At 66.6% G+C, this 16,709-nt stretch carries 15 protein-coding genes; 1 reads left to right on the forward strand and 14 read right to left on the reverse strand.

All coding sequences use genetic code 11. The features are described from left to right. Positions 1-53: 53 nt before the first annotated feature. The 8 genes from MSIL_RS16570 to MSIL_RS16600 form a co-directional block, all read right to left on the reverse strand. On the reverse strand, positions 54-1,400 hold the full coding sequence (locus MSIL_RS16570; protein ID WP_012592231.1) for a Re/Si-specific NAD(P)(+) transhydrogenase subunit alpha: 1,347 nt from the start codon (positions 1,398-1,400) through the stop codon (positions 54-56). A 79-nt stretch (positions 1,401-1,479) separates the two neighbouring features. Further along, positions 1,480-1,629, reverse strand: a complete 150-nt coding sequence (locus MSIL_RS20925; protein WP_012592232.1) for an aa3-type cytochrome c oxidase subunit IV — start codon at positions 1,627-1,629, stop codon at positions 1,480-1,482. A gap of 123 nt (positions 1,630-1,752) precedes the next feature. Further along, the gene (locus tag MSIL_RS16575; protein WP_012592233.1) at positions 1,753-3,123 is read right to left on the reverse strand and encodes an ABC1 kinase family protein; all 1,371 of its coding nucleotides are present in this window, start codon (positions 3,121-3,123) and stop codon (positions 1,753-1,755) included. A gap of 154 nt (positions 3,124-3,277) precedes the next feature. Further along, positions 3,278-3,892 carry a GNAT family N-acetyltransferase gene (locus MSIL_RS16580; protein ID WP_012592234.1) on the reverse strand — a complete coding sequence of 205 codons (615 nt, stop codon included), beginning with the start codon at positions 3,890-3,892 and terminating at the stop codon, positions 3,278-3,280. Positions 3,893-4,275: 383 nt separating this feature from the next. Further along, positions 4,276-5,613, reverse strand: coding sequence for a cobyrinic acid a,c-diamide synthase CobB (locus MSIL_RS16585; RefSeq protein ID WP_012592235.1), 1,338 nt, complete (start codon positions 5,611-5,613; stop codon positions 4,276-4,278). Continuing rightward, positions 5,610-6,371, reverse strand: coding sequence for a precorrin-4 C(11)-methyltransferase (gene cobM, locus MSIL_RS16590; RefSeq protein WP_012592236.1), 762 nt, complete (start codon positions 6,369-6,371; stop codon positions 5,610-5,612). Before cobM ends, MSIL_RS16585 begins: the two co-directional genes overlap by 4 nt. Before the next feature lie 10 nt (positions 6,372-6,381). Beyond that, complete coding sequence (locus tag MSIL_RS16595) at positions 6,382-6,765, reverse strand: cobalamin biosynthesis protein (RefSeq protein ID WP_012592237.1); 384 nt, start codon at positions 6,763-6,765, stop codon at positions 6,382-6,384. After that, positions 6,762-8,003: a bifunctional cobalt-precorrin-7 (C(5))-methyltransferase/cobalt-precorrin-6B (C(15))-methyltransferase gene (locus MSIL_RS16600; RefSeq protein WP_012592238.1), complete on the reverse strand. Its 1,242-nt coding sequence runs from the start codon at positions 8,001-8,003 to the stop codon at positions 6,762-6,764. Before MSIL_RS16600 ends, MSIL_RS16595 begins: the two co-directional genes overlap by 4 nt. Before the next feature lie 32 nt (positions 8,004-8,035). Here MSIL_RS16600 and MSIL_RS16605 point away from each other — a divergent pair, with 32 nt between their 5' ends. Further along, positions 8,036-8,797, forward strand: a complete 762-nt coding sequence (locus MSIL_RS16605; RefSeq protein ID WP_012592239.1) for a cobalt-precorrin-6A reductase — start codon at positions 8,036-8,038, stop codon at positions 8,795-8,797. Here MSIL_RS16605 and cobJ read toward each other — a convergent pair. The 6 genes from cobJ to cobW form a co-directional block, all read right to left on the reverse strand. Continuing rightward, the gene (cobJ, locus tag MSIL_RS16610; RefSeq protein WP_012592240.1) at positions 8,764-9,543 is read right to left on the reverse strand and encodes a precorrin-3B C(17)-methyltransferase; all 780 of its coding nucleotides are present in this window, start codon (positions 9,541-9,543) and stop codon (positions 8,764-8,766) included. The genes MSIL_RS16605 and cobJ overlap by 34 nt on opposite strands. Next, positions 9,540-10,283 (reverse strand): precorrin-2 C(20)-methyltransferase, encoded by a 744-nt coding sequence (locus tag MSIL_RS16615; protein WP_012592241.1) that lies wholly within the window; start codon positions 10,281-10,283, stop codon positions 9,540-9,542. The genes cobJ and MSIL_RS16615 overlap by 4 nt, the downstream gene beginning before the upstream one ends. Further along, complete coding sequence (locus tag MSIL_RS16620) at positions 10,280-10,927, reverse strand: precorrin-8X methylmutase (protein WP_012592242.1); 648 nt, start codon at positions 10,925-10,927, stop codon at positions 10,280-10,282. The genes MSIL_RS16615 and MSIL_RS16620 overlap by 4 nt, the downstream gene beginning before the upstream one ends. Before the next feature lie 115 nt (positions 10,928-11,042). Then, positions 11,043-12,314 (reverse strand): precorrin-3B synthase, encoded by a 1,272-nt coding sequence (gene cobG, locus MSIL_RS16625; protein WP_012592243.1) that lies wholly within the window; start codon positions 12,312-12,314, stop codon positions 11,043-11,045. Beyond that, positions 12,308-15,655: a cobaltochelatase subunit CobN gene (gene cobN, locus MSIL_RS16630; protein WP_012592244.1), complete on the reverse strand. Its 3,348-nt coding sequence runs from the start codon at positions 15,653-15,655 to the stop codon at positions 12,308-12,310. Before cobN ends, cobG begins: the two co-directional genes overlap by 7 nt. Then, entirely contained in the window at positions 15,656-16,705 is a 1,050-nt protein-coding gene (gene cobW / locus MSIL_RS16635) for a cobalamin biosynthesis protein CobW (protein WP_012592245.1), read from the reverse strand. Positions 16,706-16,709: the final 4 nt, after the last annotated feature.

Genomic DNA, 16,709 nt, shown 5'->3' on the forward strand with positions numbered 1-16,709 from the left:
TCCCGGACCGTTGATCTCGGGGCGGCGTGAGCGCGTGAGCGCGCTGTGAAAGGTCAGGCCTTGCCTTGACCCGATCCCCTGCCTGATTTCGATCGTTGGCGCGGCTTTGCCGCGGGCTCCGGTCCTTCGGCGCCAGGCTGAGGCGGCTCGTCGTCGACCAGCGCGGGGGTTTCGGCGGCGGGCTCCGCGGCGTTCTCGGACGCCGGGGGTTGAGCCTCGGCCACAGGCCGAGATTCAGCCGGGGCTTCGGTCTGAGGTTCTGGCGCGGGGGCCTGAAAATTCGGATGGGGCAGCGCGCCATCCCGCGTCAGCGCTGTGGCCTTGATGATCTCGTCGTCCCAATCGATGGCGAGCTCATGCGTCTCTTTGTCGATCAGGGGCTTCAGGAAATTGACGAGGTTGCGCGCATAAAGCGCGGAGGCCGACGCCGGCACGCGTCCGGGGACATTGAGATTGCCGGTGATCTTGACGCCATTGTCGCTGATCACCGTCTCGCCCGGCCGCGACAATTCGCAATTGCCGCCGCGCTCGACGGCAAGGTCGATGATGATCGACCCCCGCTGCATCGAGGCGACCATCTCCGCCGTGATCAGGACCGGCGCCTTGCGGCCCGGAATCAGCGCGGTGGTGATGACGATGTCTTGCTTGGCGATATGAGAGGCGGTGAGCTCAGCCTGTTTCGCCTGATATTCGGGCGACATCGGCTTGGCGTAGCCGGCCGCGGTCTCGGCGGCGGCGAATTCCTCATCCTCGACGGCGATGAATTTCGCGCCGAGCGACAAAACCTGCTCCTTGGTGGCGGGCCGGACGTCCGTCGCGGTGACGAGGCCGCCGATGCGGCGCGCCGTCGCGATTGCCTGCAAGCCGGCGACGCCGACGCCCATGATGAAGATTCGGGCCGGCTGAATCGAGCCTGCCGCCGTCGTCATCATCGGGATGGCGCGATCATAGGATGCGGCGGCGTCGATGACGGCGCGATAGCCGGCAAGATTGGCCTGGCTCGACAGCACGTCCATCGACTGCGCGCGCGTAATGCGGGGAATGAGCTCCATCGCAAAGGCGCTGACGCCGGCGCCGGCGAGCGATTGCAGCGCGGCGAGGTTTTCATAAGGATCAAGGATAGCGAGCACGACGGCGCCGGGCTTGACGCCGGCAAGTTCGGCGGCGGCCGGGCGGCGCACCCGCAGCACGACATCGGCTCCCGCGGCTGCTGCGGCGGCGGTCGGCGCGATCGTCGCGCCAGCCGCGGCATAGGCGTCGTCGGCGATGGCCGATTTCCGGCCGGCGCCGGTTTCGACCGCGACCTCCGCGCCGAGGCCGATGAATGTCTTTACGGTCTCGGGCGTCGCCGCGACGCGGCTTTCATGAGGGTCGGTTTCGGCTTGGACCGCGATGCGCATTTGGCTCTCCGAAAGAAGATCGCGCCCCCGGGGCGAGGGCGCGTTCAGCGTTCCCGGCGCTCTGCGGCGCCGTGCGAAGTCAGAGGGTGATCAATGCGAGAAGAATCACGATTCCGGCGACGCCAATCGTGCCATAGAGAGCGAATTTCAGGAAAAGCCGGTAGGTTCGGACATGCGCGGCATAGTCCATATCAGGATGGCTGACGGGGTCGGCGAGATCATGCGCCATGGCGTTCCTCCGATTGACGGTTCGCAAGCGCGGCAATGAATAGCGCGCCGCGTAAGATAACAAAAGACTTTTCGCGTCCTCGTCAACGTCGATAGTCCCCTCGACTTTTGGAGTAGGGACGGGTCAATCCGGCGGCTGCAAGCCGGCCTTCATGAGCGCCGCGCCCTGGCGCGCGCGCAGCGCTTCGACCGAGAAGTCGCCGATCGCCTCATTAAACAGGCGATAAAAGTTCAATTGCGCGTCAAGATGGAGAAACGCCCCGCCAAGGCCGATGGCGGCGCGGTCCATGAAGACGAATTCGCGCGGCACCCGCACCGGCCCCTTCTGTTTCAGCGCCTGATGCACGCGAAACGCCTCCTTGCGTCCATAGCTGCCGGGCGAGACGCCGTCGGCGATGGTGCGCACCCGGTCGTCGAGCAGCGGCCCGTAGATGAATTTCGCCCAGATGTTGAGGATTTCGACGAGATCGCGCGTCAGGCCCTGAAAGCCCCAGCTTTCATAGGCGTGAAAGGTGCGCGCGAAATCATCATGCAGCAGGCCCTCGTAGAGATCGACGACGCCCTGGACGAAGTCGGGCCTGAAGATCCGCACGCAGCCATAATCCAGCAGATTGATGCCGGCGGCGTCGCCGCTTCCGTCGCCGCCGCCGAAAACGGTGTAATTGCCAAGATGCGGATCGCCATGGATGACGCCGTATTGGTTAAAGGGGATCCACCACGCCTTGAACATGGCGCTGGCGATGCGCGCCCGCGCAGCCCCATCCGCCGATTTGAAATCAAGCAGCTTGCCGCCGTCGAGCCATTGCATCGTCAAGAGCCGCGCCGTCGACAATTCGGGGCGAATCGCCGGAACGCGGATGTCGGCGAAGTCGACGAGGATGTCGCGATAGAGGGCGGCGTGGCGCGCCTCGCGCTGATAATCCAGCTCCTCGCGCACGCGCTCGCCGATCTCCTGCGTGATCTCGCGCGTGTCGATCACCGGATTGAGCCGGCGGTGCAGGGCGAACAGGATTGCGAGCTGGCTGAGATCGGCTTCGACCGCCGATTTCATATCGGGATATTGCAGCTTGCAAGCGAGCGCCTCGCTGTCGAGCGCTTCAGCGCGATGCACCTGCCCGAGCGAGGCCGCCGCCGCGGGCTTGAAGTCGAAGCTTTTGAATTTTGATGAAAAGTCGGGGCCGAGCTCGGCCTGCATGCGCCGCTTGACGAAGGCCGCGCCCATCGGCGGCGCGTCGCATTGCAGCTTTTGCAACTCGTCGGCGTATTCTTGCGGCAGGAGATCCGGAATGGTCGCCATCATCTGGGCGACTTTCATCATCGGCCCCTTGAGGCCGCCGAGCGCCTGCGCCAACGCCGCAGCATTCGAGGCGTCGGCATTGCGCGCGCCGGAGAGCCTTGCGCCGGCGATGCGGGCGGCGACGCCGCCAACATTCGCGCCGACCCTTGCATAGCGCGCCGCGCGGGCGGAAAAGCGATTGGCTTCCTGATCCTTCATGCGCGCCCCTTGCGGATCTTTTCGCGTCTGAGCGCGGCGGATTCCGCGCTCCAAACCATGCGAATCGATCATGTTCATGAGTTTGGATCGATCCTGTCCAAACTCATCGCGATCTAGGGGCTATCGCTTATGCGGCTGTCAATGCGCGCAAGGCTCAACTCTCCGGGACGCGCCCCGGCTCAAGAACAGTCGGCTGACCGCTCGCGAGCCCTTCTTCGAGCCTTTTGTCGAATTCGGCGAAGTCCAGCCGCACCTCGACGACATTGCCCTCGCCCCGGCGCGCGACGAAGCCGAGCTCCTCGGCCATGAGCAGCATTTTCCCATTGTCCGGCGAGATATATCCGGTCACCGCGCGAAGGCCGCGGCGGCGGGCGCATTGCAGGATTTCCGTCATCAGCCGATAGCCGAGGCCGTGCGCCTTGAAATCCGAGCGCACCATCACGTCATATTCGGCCGTGTCGGATTGCGGCGTGTCCTGGCCGATATGCACGATCCCGTAGATCTCTTCGGGGCCCGAGTCCGGCAGGCTGGTCGCGACGATGGCGGCGTCCCTCTCCGGATCGAGATGGGCGAACCGCTCCGCCATGTGAGCGGCGAAGCCGCGCACGGCGCCGAGCAGCCGGAAGCGGATGTCCTCAGGCGAGGCGTGCGAGAACATTTCCTCCAGACGCGCTTGGTCGTCTGGCCGGACGTAGCGTAGCTGAAAGCGTTCGCCGTCTGGAAGCCTGATGATGTGCTGGCGCTCTGACTGTCTGATCGGCATATTCATGGAGTTGGGCCTCGATTTGACCTGTCTGATTCCAAACCGCAAGACGCAACAGGCGCATCTTGGCGGCATCAAGCGGCGTCTTCAGCGCATTGGCTTGATGTACTTTGGACCCGGAAGGCGTCACGGCGCCCCGCCTTTGCGTCTCAGGCTGGGCTCACGACTTTTGTCGCGTCCTCGTTCCGGCCCGCGCTCGACTCGCGGTCGATTGGATCGGGCGGCCTTCTCCGGTCTCTACGCGAATATGCCCCCGCGCGGCTCACTTCGCAAGTGCAGCATTTACCGAACGGACATCGGCCGCGACGGCGGGCGCGTGCGCCACCCTCTTGATTCAACGTAAAAAAGCGGCGGAACGTCGCAGCAGTTTCGAGATGGTTAATGTTTCGTTAGGCTGCGGCGATCAAATGGAAAAAGCTGCCGCTGACATCGGCCCGGCGAGACCCTTCCGCGCGCTCCGATCCGCCATGCGCGTCGATCACATGGGCAAAGGGCGGATCCTCGCCGCCGTTCGTTTGCACGGTCGCATAATGAAATTCGTGCCCGCGCAGCCGCGCGCCTGCCTCGCCGAGCGGGTGGGGGGCCGCCAGCCTCGCCTCGCGATAGCCAAGATGCAGCGACCGTTTGGCAAAGCTGAAGCTCGGCGCCAGAAGCCCCGCCATCGCATGGCTCGCGCCCTTCGCATCGATGAGCGATTGCCCCAAGATCATGTAGCCGCCGCATTCGCCGTGGACCGGCTTCGATTGCGCGAAGGCGCGCAGCCCCGCCATGAATCGCTCCGCCGCGGCGAGTTGCCCCGCGTAAAGCTCCGGGTAGCCGCCGGGCAGCCAGCAAAGATCGCAATCCGGCGGGGCTTCGTCCGCGAGCGGCGAGAAGAAGACGATCTCGGCCCCGAGCGCGCGCCAGCCTTCCAGAATATGCGGATAGAGAAAGGAGAAAGCGGCGTCGCGCGCGATGGCGATCCGCTGCGCCGGCGGCGGCAAAGCGGCGATTTTCTTTGACGCGCCCGCGCCCTCCGCGCGCGCAAGCGCGACGATTGCGTCGAGAGCGCAATGGCCCGCGACAAAGCCGGCGATCTCCTCAAGAAGCGTCTCCAGCCCTGCGATCTCCTGCGCCTGCACAAGGCCGAGATGGCGCTCCGGCAGCTCGATTTTTTTGTCGCGCGGCAAGGCGCCGAGGACGGGAACTCCCGTCGCTTCGATCGCATCTGTGGCGAGGCGCCGGTGGCGCTCGCTTGCGACCCGGTTGAGGATCGCGCCCGCCACTCTTATGCGCGAATCGTAGATTTCACAGCCCTTTACAATGGCCGCGGCCGATTGCGCCTGCCCGCTCACGTCGACACAAAGCAGGATTGGCCAGCCGAGCGCGGCGGCGACGTCGGCCGACGATCCGGTGCGGCCGGGCGCGCCGCGAACGCCGTCGAACAGCCCCATCGAGCCCTCGCACAGCACGAGGTCAGCGGCGCCGTTTCCGTTCTCCGCCGCCCGGCCCGCCAGCCCGCGCAAAAGCTCCGGCGTCATCGCCCAGCTATCGAGGTTGACGCTACTCCGTCCCGTCGCGGCGGCATGGAAGGCAGGGTCGATGTAATCCGGCCCGCATTTGGCGGCGCCGACGGCGAGCCCCTTGCTCCTCAGCGCCCGCATCAAGCCGAGCGTCAGCAGCGTCTTGCCGCTGCCCGAGCGCGGCGCGGCGATCATCAGGCCTGGGACCGGTGCGCCCGCGCTCATGGCGGCCCGCCGCGAAAACGGCGCCTGTAATCGCGGTTATAAAGCGCGCTGTCGCGAAAATCGCGCGCCCCCAGCGCCGGACCGACGAGGATCAGCGCGGTGCGCTCCATCGGCGCCGCGGCGACCGCTTGCGCGATGGTTGACAGCGTTGCGCGCAGCACGCGCTCGTCCGGCCAGGAGGCGCGATAGACGACGGCGGCGGGGCAATCGGCGCCATAGAAGGGCGTCAATTCAGCGCACACGCGTTCGATCGCATGGATCGACAGATGTACGGCGAGCGTCGCCCCGGTCGCCGCGAAGGCGCTCAGCTTCTCACGCTCCGGCATCGACGACGCCCGCCCCGGCGTTCGCGTCAAGACCAGCGATTGCGCGACTTCCGGCAGGGTCAGTTCGCTTTGAAGCGCGGCGGCGGCTGCGGCGAAAGCCGGCACGCCGGGCGTGATCGTATAAGGAATTTCGAGTTCCTCCAGGCGGCGAAGCTGTTCGCCCATCGCGCTCCAGATCGAGAGGTCGCCGGAATGCAGCCGGGCGACATCCTCGCCGCGCTTCTGCGCGCGCAGGAATTCCTCGGCGATCTGATCGAGATCGAGCTCGGCCGTGTCGACGATCCGGGCGCCGTCCGGGCAATAGCTGAGGATCGCGCGGGGCACCAGCGAGCCGGCGAACAGGCAGACCGGACAGCGGGCGATGAGATCGCGGCCCCGCACGGTGATGAGGTCCGGCGCGCCGGGCCCGGCGCCGATGAAATGCACGGTCATGGCGCGGCGCTCATCGCGGCTCGTTGCTGGCGATGGCGCAGCTTGCGCCCGCCTCGCTGATGCGGGGGAGCACAAGTCGCGCGCCGGCGCCCGCCCCTGCGAGCGCCGCCGTTTCGGCGAGCGACGGCAGGCCGAACAGCGCCTCGACTTTCACGGAACGGGTTTGTGCGCGAGGCGAGGCCTCCTGTAAAAGCTGCGGGGGAAGAAACACCAGAGGCAGGCCGAGCCTCGCCGCGGCGATAAAAAGGCCGGGCTCGCCGTTCTTGGCGGCGTGAGTAAAGAGGGCCGCTGGCGCTTCCGCGCATCCCGCCCGCAGGATGGCGCGGCGGACCAGCGTCTCGATCGCCTCGCCGGGGCAGTTTCTTTTGCAGCCGACGCCGATCGCGAGCGTCATGTCGCCATTCCCTCAACTTTTGTGATCGCCCATTGTGTGATGGGCATGGACGGCCGCCAGCCGAAAAAGCCGCCGAGTTTTTCGGCACGCGTTACGCTCAGCCGCGTCAGTTCGCCGCCCATCGCCTGAAAACGCGCCAAAAGCTCGGCTTCGGCTTCGAGCGTGACGGCGTTGACGACGAAGCGTCCGCCGGGCTCCAGCGCGGCGAAAGCTTCATCGAGGAGGTTCGGGTCGCTCGATCCGCCGCCGACAAAAATCGCGTGCGGCCGCGGCAGACCATCGAAGGCCGCCGGCGCCTTGCCTTCGACGATTTTGATCTGGGGCGCGCCGAGAGTCTTGGCGTTGCGGCCGATCCGCGCCGCGCGCTCGGCGTGGGCCTCGATGGCGATGGCGCGATTGGCCGGATCGAGGCGCAGCCATTCGATCGCCACCGAGCCGGAGCCGGAGCCGACATCCCAAAGCAGATCGCCGCGTCTCGGCGCCAGCGCCGACAGGCTCGCCGCGCGGATTTCGCGCTTGGTCAATTGGCCGTCATGCTCAAACAGCGAATCGTCGAGTCCATTCGATATCGGAATAAAATTTTCGCGCGGCTCTGACGTGAGCTCCACGGCGACGAGATTGAGCGGGTCTATGTCGACAAGGTCAAATTGATCTGCCTCGACGGCGCGGATTTTTTCACGCGGCCCGCCGAGCGCTTCCAGTACATGGATCATGGAGCGCCCAAGACCCCTCTCACGCAAAAGCGCGGCGATTTTTGCCGGCGTCGACCCGTCCCAGGAAAGGCAGAGGATTTTTGCGCCCGGCTGGAGCGCCGGAATGATCCGCTCGAAATCCCGGCCATGCAGGGAGAGGAGCGCGCAATCCTGCAGGCTCCAGGCGAGGCGGGCTGCGGCGAGGCTGAAGGAGGACGGCGCCGGGAGGCAGATCATCTCGCCGCGCGGGACATGCGCCGAAAGCAGCGCGCCGACGCCATAGAAGAAGGGGTCGCCGGAGGCGAGCACGCAGATCCTTTGGCCGCGCCGGGAGAGAATCTCCGGCAGCGCCGCCTCGATTGGCGAGGGCCAGGCCATGGTTTGCGCTTTGAGCGGCCCCGCGAGTTTCAGATGGCGCGCGCCGCCGATGACGAATGAGGCTTGCGCCAATTTCTCCCGCGCGGCAGGGATGAGGCTTGGGGCCCCGTCTTCGCCGATGCCAATGAGAGCGAGCCAGGGCGCGGCGACGTCGGGCGAGGAGGTCATGGCGTAGCGAAGCCAGGACTGCGGAGAGAAGGATGCGCGTTCTTATTCTCGGCGGCACGGCTGAAGCGAGCGCCCTTGCGGCTCTGCTCGCCGGACTGCCCGACATCGCGCCGATCCTGTCGCTCGCCGGGCGCACCGCCGCCCCCGTTAAGGCGCCGATTCCGATGCGAATCGGCGGCTTCGGCGGAGCGGCCGGCCTCGCGCGCTACATCGCGGAAGAGTGCGTCGATCTTTTGGTCGACGCCACTCATCCTTTCGCCGCCGAGATATCGCGCAATGCCGCCAGCGCGGCGTCGGCGCGCACAATTCCGCTGGTCGTCGTGGGCCGCCCGCCCTGGATCGCGCAGCCCGGCGACCGCTGGATTGCGGCCGGCGATATGGCGGAGGCCGCCGCTCTCCTCGGCGCGACCCGCCGGCGCGTTTTTCTCGCCATCGGCCGGCTGCAGCTTGCCGCCTTCGAGGCGGCGCCGCAGCATTTCTATCTGATCCGCGGCATCGAGCCCATTTCGCCGAAGCTGCCGGACTACCGCTTCATCAGCGCGCGCGGGCCGTTTGAGGCGGAGGCGGAGCGGCGGCTTCTGAAGCAAGAGCGGATCGACATCGTGGTCGCCAAGAACAGCGGCTCCCAATCGGTTTACGGCAAGATCGAAGCGGCGCGTGAGCTGGGACTGCCCGTCGTCATGGTCGAGCGCCCGCCCCAGCAGGTCGAGGTCAAAACTCCGGCCGAGGCTCTGGATCTGATCCTTCGCCATCGCGCGATTCATGAGGCCGCCCTCGCGCCGCGCGGCGTATAGACAAAAGGCGCGCCGTTCGGGCGGCGCAGCAGGCGCGTTCCGCTCGACCCGACGATGACCAGCGTCGCCATATCGGCGAGATCCGGGTCCGCGTCGCCAAGGTCGCAGAGGGTGATGCGCTCATCCGCCCGTCCGATCGCCCGCGCAAAGATCACCGGGGTCGCCGGCGACTTCAGCTTGCGCAAAAGGGCGAAGGCGCCGCGGATCTGCTCGCGCCGCGTGTGGGAGGCAGGATTATAGAGCGCCATGACGAAATCGGCGTCGGCGGCCGCCGCCAACCTCTTTTCGACGAGCGCCCAGGGTTTTAGATTGTCGGAGAGGGAGATGGCGCAGAAATCATGGCCGAGCGGGGCGCCGAGCCGGGCGGCTGCGGCCTGCATCGCCGATATGCCGGGAGAGACGGTGACGTCGATCTCGCGCCAGCCCGGCTCGCCATCCTCGATCGCTTCAAACACCGCTGCGGCCATGGCGAAAATGCCGGGATCTCCCCCCGAGACCACGGCGACGCGCCGGCCTTCGCCCGCCAGCCGAAGGGCGGCGCGGGCGCGATCGAGCTCCACCCTGTTGTCGCTCGCATGGCGCGCTTGTCCGGGCACAAGCTCGCAGCGATCGAGATAGGGCGCATAGCCGACGAGATCGGAGGCCGCATGGATGAGGCGCGCCGCCTCCGGCGTCACCCAATCCGCAAACCCAGGGCCGATGCCGACGACGCTCAGCGAACCGGACGATGGCGAAGCCGCGGTCATGGCCGCCGTCCCTCGCCGGGAATGAGGATCATCGAGAAATAGGGCGCGAGATCGTCGGTCTTTTCGTCCAGCGGAATGATCCGCTCGGCGGCTTGCGTGCCATGCTCGACATAGATCGCCGCGCTCGAACGGCCGGCCTCAAGAATCGCGGCCCTGACCTTACCGAGATTCGCGCCGAGTTTTATGATGATCGCAGCGTCGCAGGCGCCGAGGAGCCGGGCGAGATCCGGCCCGCCGAGCGTTCCCGGCAGCACGCTCAGCACATCGTCGCCCCAGGTGATCGGCAGTTTCGCCGCGCTCCAGCAGCCGGACATGCCGGTGACGCCCGGCACGACTTCGACGCAGAAGCGGTCCTTCAGCCGCACATAAAGATGCATGAAGGAGCCGTAGAACAGCGGGTCGCCCTCGCAGACCAGCGCCACGTCGCGGCCGGCCGAAAGATGGCCGGCGATCTCCTCGGCGGCGTTGGCGTAAAAGGCGCCCAGCGTCTCGACATAGACGGGGTCCTGGAAATGGCGCTCCGTCGTCATGGGATAGAGCAGGGCGAGCTCCGTCGAGGCGGGGCTGAGCCAGCTTTCGAGGATCGCGCGGGCCTGTCCGCGCCGGCCCTTTTTGGCGAAATAGGCGACGACCGGCGCGGCTTTCAAAATCTTCACGGCCTTGACGGTCAAAAGGTCCGGGTCGCCTGGCCCGAGCCCGACGCCGTACAGCCGGCCAATGGGAGGCGAGCTTGTGGTCATTCGGCCTCGCCCGCCAGCGCGTTGAGGGCGCCCGCCGTCATGGCGCTGCCGCCCTTGCGTCCCCGCACCGTGATGAAGGGCGCCTGCGCCGTCTCGATCAGCGCCTCTTTCGATTCGGCCGCCCCGACGAAGCCGACGGGCATGCCGATGATGCAGGCCGGGCGCAGCGGCAAGCGCTCCAGGAGGTTCAAGAGGCGAAACAGGGCAGTCGGCGCATTGCCGATGGCGACGATTGCGCCATCGAGGCGGTCGCTCCAGAGTTCGATTGCGGCGGCGCTGCGCGTATCGCCGAGATTTTTCGCCAGCATCGCGACAGACGGATGATCGAGCGTGCAGATCACCTCATTGCGGTTGGGCAACCGGGCGCGAGTCACCCCTTCGGCGACCATTTTCGAATCGCACAGGATCGGCGCGCCCTCGCGCAAGGCGGCCCGCGCGCGGGTTGCGGCGCCCGGCGAAAAGACAAGGTCGGCGGCGATCTCGACCATGCCGCAGGCATGGATCACCCGCACCGCGACGATCTCCTCATCCGCGGAAAAGCGCGAAAGATCGGCTTCGGCCCGGATCGTCGCGAAGGAGCGGCGGTAGATTTCCGCGCCGTCGCGCAGATAGTCGAAGCGGCCTTGCTGTTGCTCTGCGCTCATCTGCTCGCTGCTGCTGCGCGCGCGCCGGCGCTCGAGATCACGATGATTTTGGACCGATTCGGACCAAAACCGCGAAACGCGATCGATTTAAAAAGTCCGGAGCATGATGCCGGCGTCATGTGCTGGCCATGGCGTGCAACAAATCCCGCGCGGCCGTCAATGAGAGATTTCGGCTAGACGCCGCGTCAAAGGGCGAGCCGTCGAGAACGAGATCGTAAAGCCCGTCATGGGCGACCAGCGTCAGCGGCGCTTCGCGTGGCCGGGCGCAGCCCTTGGCGCAGCCCGAGACATGCAGGGCGAGGCCGTCGGGGTAAAGCTGTCGCGCGAGCGCCGCGAGCGCCAGCGCGTCCGTATGCGTTGCCGTCGTGCCCCGCGTGCAGGCCGGCGCGCCGCCGCAGGCCGCGACGCCGAGCCGCTTGTCGTCGGGGGAGACGATGAAGCCGGCCGCGTGAAAATATTCTGCGAGCGCGTCTGCGCCTTTGGGCGCAACGCCGGGCAGAACGAGCGCCCGCCATGGCGTCAGACGGATCTCGCCGCGCCCATGTACCTGCGCCGCGTCGGCCGCCGCCGCCAGCATATTTGCGGAGAGGCGCCCGAACGGCGCAGCAGCTCCGAAGCAGAAAAGATCGCCGAAGCGCAATAGCCCGACCGGCGGCGCCGGCGCAGGGCGGGGCGGCGCCCATGCTTGCTGCGTGGCCGGTCGGCCTGCGGCGGCGGCGAGCGCAGCGAGTCCGCCTCCAGAAATGATGTCCATCATTCTTCGCGGCGGCTCGGGCATCGCGCCGCCGACGTCCAAAAAAGCGCGGGCGATCTTGAGCGCTGTCGCCACAATTTCGTCCCGCGCGCAGGAGCCAATGCCGACGGCGTCGGCGCCGAGCGCGATGTCGAATTTTTCGCGCGGCTCGTCGAAGGCGAAGCGAACGTCGGTTATCTCATCACAGAGCGAAAGCGGGCCGCCGTCGTCGATCAGGAAGCCGAATTTTCCGGGCAGGCGGTGGAGGCCTGTTGCTTCGATGAGCGCAGCTTCGAGCGCGGCGCCAATCGGCGTCACATCCACCCGGCCGCAAACTCCGGAGAGCGGGCTGATCATGACATTGCGCACCGATTCCGCGGCGGCGTCGCGGTCGATCAGGCCAAGCCGATCGAGTTCGGCGAGAAGATCCGGCAGGCGCTCCAGCGTCACACCGCGCAACTGTAGATTTGCGCGAGACGTCAGCTCGCATTGACTATTGCCGAACCTGTTTGCGGCGGCGGCGATCGCGCGCGCCGTTTCCGTCGGCAGGCGGGCGCCGCTGATGCGGAGCCGCGCGATCAGCCCGTCGCGCGCCTGCATCGGCGCGAGCGCGCCGGGACACCAGCCCTTGCGAAGCTCCGCGCGCGTCAACATGCCAGGCGCTCGCGCATCGATCTGATATCTTCATGCGTCGAATTGCGCCGGCTGCGCCAAAAGCCGCGCCGCGCCGCCTCCTCGAAACGGGATAGGATCGCCCCGGCGGCTTTCGGATTGGCGCTCGCGAGAAACGCTGCGACCTCAGGGTCGCCGCAGGTCGCGTCGAACATCAGGTCGAAGTGATGGCTTTGCGTCGCATCGGTCATGATGGCAAGGCCGAAGAGATGATCGACGGTCTCGGCGATCTCGGCCGCGCCGCGATGGCCGTGTTGCATCTGGCCCCTGATCCAGCGGGGATTGCCGGCGCGCCCGCGCATGATGCGGGCGATCTCCTCGGGCATGGTCCGCACTGTGATCTTTTGGGCGTCGCTTGTCGCGACATGGTAGATCGCGGGACGCCCGCCAAGCATCTCGGCGGCGGCGGAAAATCCACCCGCGTGATCGACGATGGCGTCGGATTCAAGAAGGTCCTGCTCGACCTGATCCTGAACATGGATCATCGCATCGGCGCTGGCGATGCGCCCCGCGAAAGCCGACGTTTGGGTCGCCTCGCCCCGCGCGCCGCGATAAGCGTACGAAGTCGCCTCGATGTAGAGCTGCCCTAGCTCTTCACGCGTGATCGACGCGTTGTCATTGATCGCCCGCGACAGCGAGAGCCCGAAGGCGCCGGGGGCGGCGCCGAAGATGCGCAGCGGCGCCTCGCCGCTCTTGCGCGCAAACGCCGCAAGAGGATTATCATCGTCATCTTCATCACGCTGGCTAATGGCGCGAACGGCCTGGTCGAAGAGCGCGATCTGCGCCGGAAAGGCGTCGCGGAACATCCCGGAAATGCGCAGCGTGACGTCAACGCGCGGGTGCCCGAGTTTCGCGAGCGGGATGATGTCGAAGCCGCTGACGCGGGAGGTTGCGGCGTCCCAGACGGGCGCGGCGCCGATCAGCGCCATGGCCTGGGCCAGATCGTCGCCGCCGGTGCGCATGGTCGCGCTCGCCCAAATGTCCATCACGATGCGCTTTGGCCAATCGCCGTGATCCCGCGCATGGCGGCGCAGCACTTCTTCCGCCGCGCGCTTGCCGATTTCGAAGGCCGTGCGTGTGGGGACAGAGCGCGGATCGACGCTGTAGATATTGCGCCCTGTCGGCAGCACGTCGATGCGCCCGCGAGAGGGCGCGCCGCCTGGTCCCGGCGCGACAAACCGCCCGTCGAGCGCGGCGATCAGCGCAGCGAGCTCGGCTGCGCCGCAACGCGCGATGAGTTCGCCCGCGCCGGGGCGAGCCTCGTGCGGCAAAGCTGCAATCAACGACTCGCGACGGCCGGGATCGGGCGCTTCGCCGAACACATGAAGCCCGTCGCCGATGCGCATATCCTTGACGTCGCAGAGGAAGGCGTCGAGGCGCGCCAGAGCGTCAAGATGATTTTCGTCATCCTTTATGCCGCAATCCTGAGCGAGGCCAGTTTCGCGCGCGCGGGCGATGATGGCGGCGCCGATCAGCTTTGCCCGCTTCGGGTCGAGCGATTCAGCGCTCGCATATTCATCGAGCAGCGATTCGATGTCCTGCGCTGCGCCAAAACTGCCCGCGCTCATCAGCGGCGGGGTCAGATGGCCGATGGTCAGGGCGGCGATGCGGCGCTTCGCCTGCGCCGCCTCGCCCGGATTGTTGACGATGAACGGGTAGACGACCGGCGTCGGCCCTAGCACGGCTTCGGGGGCGCAGGAGGGACCGAGCGCATTGGCCTTGCCGGGGAGCCATTCCAGCGTGCCGTGAGCGCCGCAATGGATGAGCGCGTCCATTTTCGCTGCATGCCGCAGCCACATGTAGAAGGCGATATAGGCATGGCGCGGCGCCAGCGTCACGTCATGATAGTTCGCCTTGTGGTCGGCGGCCGCGCCGCGTCCGGGTTGCAGCGCCACGAAGAAACGGTTCGCCGAAATGACCGAGAAACGGAACATGCCGTCCGCGCCGGCTTCGCCTGCGGGATCTCCCCATTGCGCGAAAACCTGCTCCGAGAAGGCGCGCGGCGCGGCGGCGAGCGCTTCCTTATAATCGGACAAGGGGTAGCAAACCGCGAACGCCTGCGCTTCGAGGAGCCGCATCAGTTCGTCGTCCGGCGGCAAGGCGCCGATGTTATAGCCGGATTGGCCCAGGGCGCGCGCGATCGCGCCGACGCTTTTTGCCGTGTCGAGCCCCACCGCATAGCCGCCGCGTCCCGCCTTGCCCGGATAGTCCGACAGGATGCAAGCGATCCTGCGCTCGGAGCGCGGCGTCTTGCGCAATTTGGCCCAGGCCGCCGCGAGGTCCGCCACGAAGTCGATGCGCGAGGGGAGGGCGACATGGGTCAGCGGCGTGAATTCAAGATCGGCGCGATGCGCCGTTTCCGCCTTCACGGCGATCGCGCGCGTAATCAGCCGTCCGTCCATTTCCGGCAGCACGACATTCATGGCGAGGTCGGCCGCTCGCAAGCCCCTTGGATCATCCGCCCATTGCGCCTCGGTCGCGCTCGCGAAAATAATTTGCAGGACCGGCGCGTCGGCCTCGTCAAGCACGCTTGCGCCATCCTCAATCCGGGCGGAAAACGCCGTCCCATTGAAAATGACGTCAGGTTTTTCCCGGCCGAACTGCGCGCGAAGAAAACCGATCGCTTGCGGGTCCTTGAGGCTCGACACGAAAACGGCCTCGACGCCAAATCCCCGGAGGCTCAGCGCGTCGGCGAGCGCCAGGATCGGCCCGGTGTCGCCGGCCAGGAGATATGATCGGTAAAATATGATTTCCGCGCGGGGCGCGTCTTTGGCGGCGCGGCGGCGGGCTGGATCATAGAGGCCAGCGGGCGGCTCCATCCCTTGCGCGGTCCACGCCGCCGGTCCGTTCAGCGTCGCCTCGATCCAGTCGAGAACAGTCCCGATATTGGCGGCCCCGCCGGCCTGCAGCCGGGCGGAAATTTCGTCAAGATCGGCTTGCGCGACGGTCGAGGCCTCGCTGAGGCGCAGGTCGGCGACGGAATCTCCAGGGATGATGCCGAGGGCCACTCCATTCACGCGAGCGGCGCGTGAAATCTCCTCGACGCCATAGCGCCAATAGTCGAGGCCGCCGAGCAGGCGCACGAGAACGAAGCGGGACTTCGCAATGACTTTTTCGACGTAGAGGTCGACGGAATAGGGGTGCTTCAGATCGGCGAGATTGGCGAGCCTTATGCTCAGGCCGCGCCTTTGCGCGGCGTCGGCGAAGGACGACAGATCGCTGTCCGAAAAGGACAGAAAGACGAGATCGGCCGGCGTCTGCGCGAGATCGACGGCGACCTCGGCTTCGTCGACCGATCGGCTCTCTGTACGGAGCAGATGCATTCAGCGCTCCAGCGCCTGCCGGATGGCGGCGGCGTTCAGGCCCTTTTCGCCGATGACCACAAGCCGCCCCTCGCGCGCCTCGCCCAAAGCCCAGGGGCGGTCGAAACTATGCTTGAAGCGCGCGCCGACGCCCTGCACCAGAAGCCGCATCGGCTTGCCGCGCACATCAACGAAGCCCTTGATGCGGAGCACGTCGTGAGCCTCCGCGATCCTGGCGAGGCGGCCGATGAAGGAGGCGGGGTCGTCGATCGTCGGCGCTTCGACGATGAGGCTTTCGAAATCATCATGGTCGTGATCGGCCTCGTCATCATGATGCGAGCGCCGGTTCAAAAGATCGTCCTCGGCGGCGGCGTTGAGGCCGAGAAGAATTTTGGCGTCGATGCGCCCTTGCTCCGAGCCGACGATTCGAACGGCGCGCGGCAGAACGGCCGTGATGTCGGCGCGCACCCGCGCCTCGTCCTCGGCCGACATGAGATCGGTCTTGTTGAGAATGACGAGATCGGCGCAGAGCAGCTGATCCTCGAAAACCTCTTCCAGCGGATTATCATGCGCGATCGAGGGATCGGCCTCGCGCTGGCGCGCCAGTTTCAGGGGATCGTCGGCAAAGCGTCCCTCGGCCGCCGCTGCGCCGTCGACGACGGCGATGACGCCGTCGACCGTGAGCCGCGCGCGGATCTGCGGCCAGTCGAACGCCTTGACGAGCGGCTTTGGCAGGGCGAGGCCCGAAGTCTCGATGACGATGTGCTCGGGCGGCGGATCGAGCGCGAGCAGGCGCTCGATCGCGGGCAGGAAATCATCGGCGACAGTGCAGCAGATGCAGCCATTGGCGAGTTCGACGATGGCGTCCGCGTCGCAGCCGAGATCGTCGCAGCCGCGTAAAATGTCGCGGTCGACGCCGATATCGCCGAATTCATTGATGATCAAAGCGAGGCGCCGCCCCGCGTTATGGGCTAGGAGATGACGGATCAGCGTCGTCTTCCCGGCGCCGAGGAAGCCGGTGATGATGGTGGCGGGAATCCGCGACAGGCGCGCGCTGGAGAGATCATTCATCAGG

Source organism: Methylocella silvestris BL2 (assembly GCF_000021745.1).
In the GTDB taxonomy this organism is placed as follows: domain Bacteria; phylum Pseudomonadota; class Alphaproteobacteria; order Rhizobiales; family Beijerinckiaceae; genus Methylocapsa; species Methylocapsa silvestris.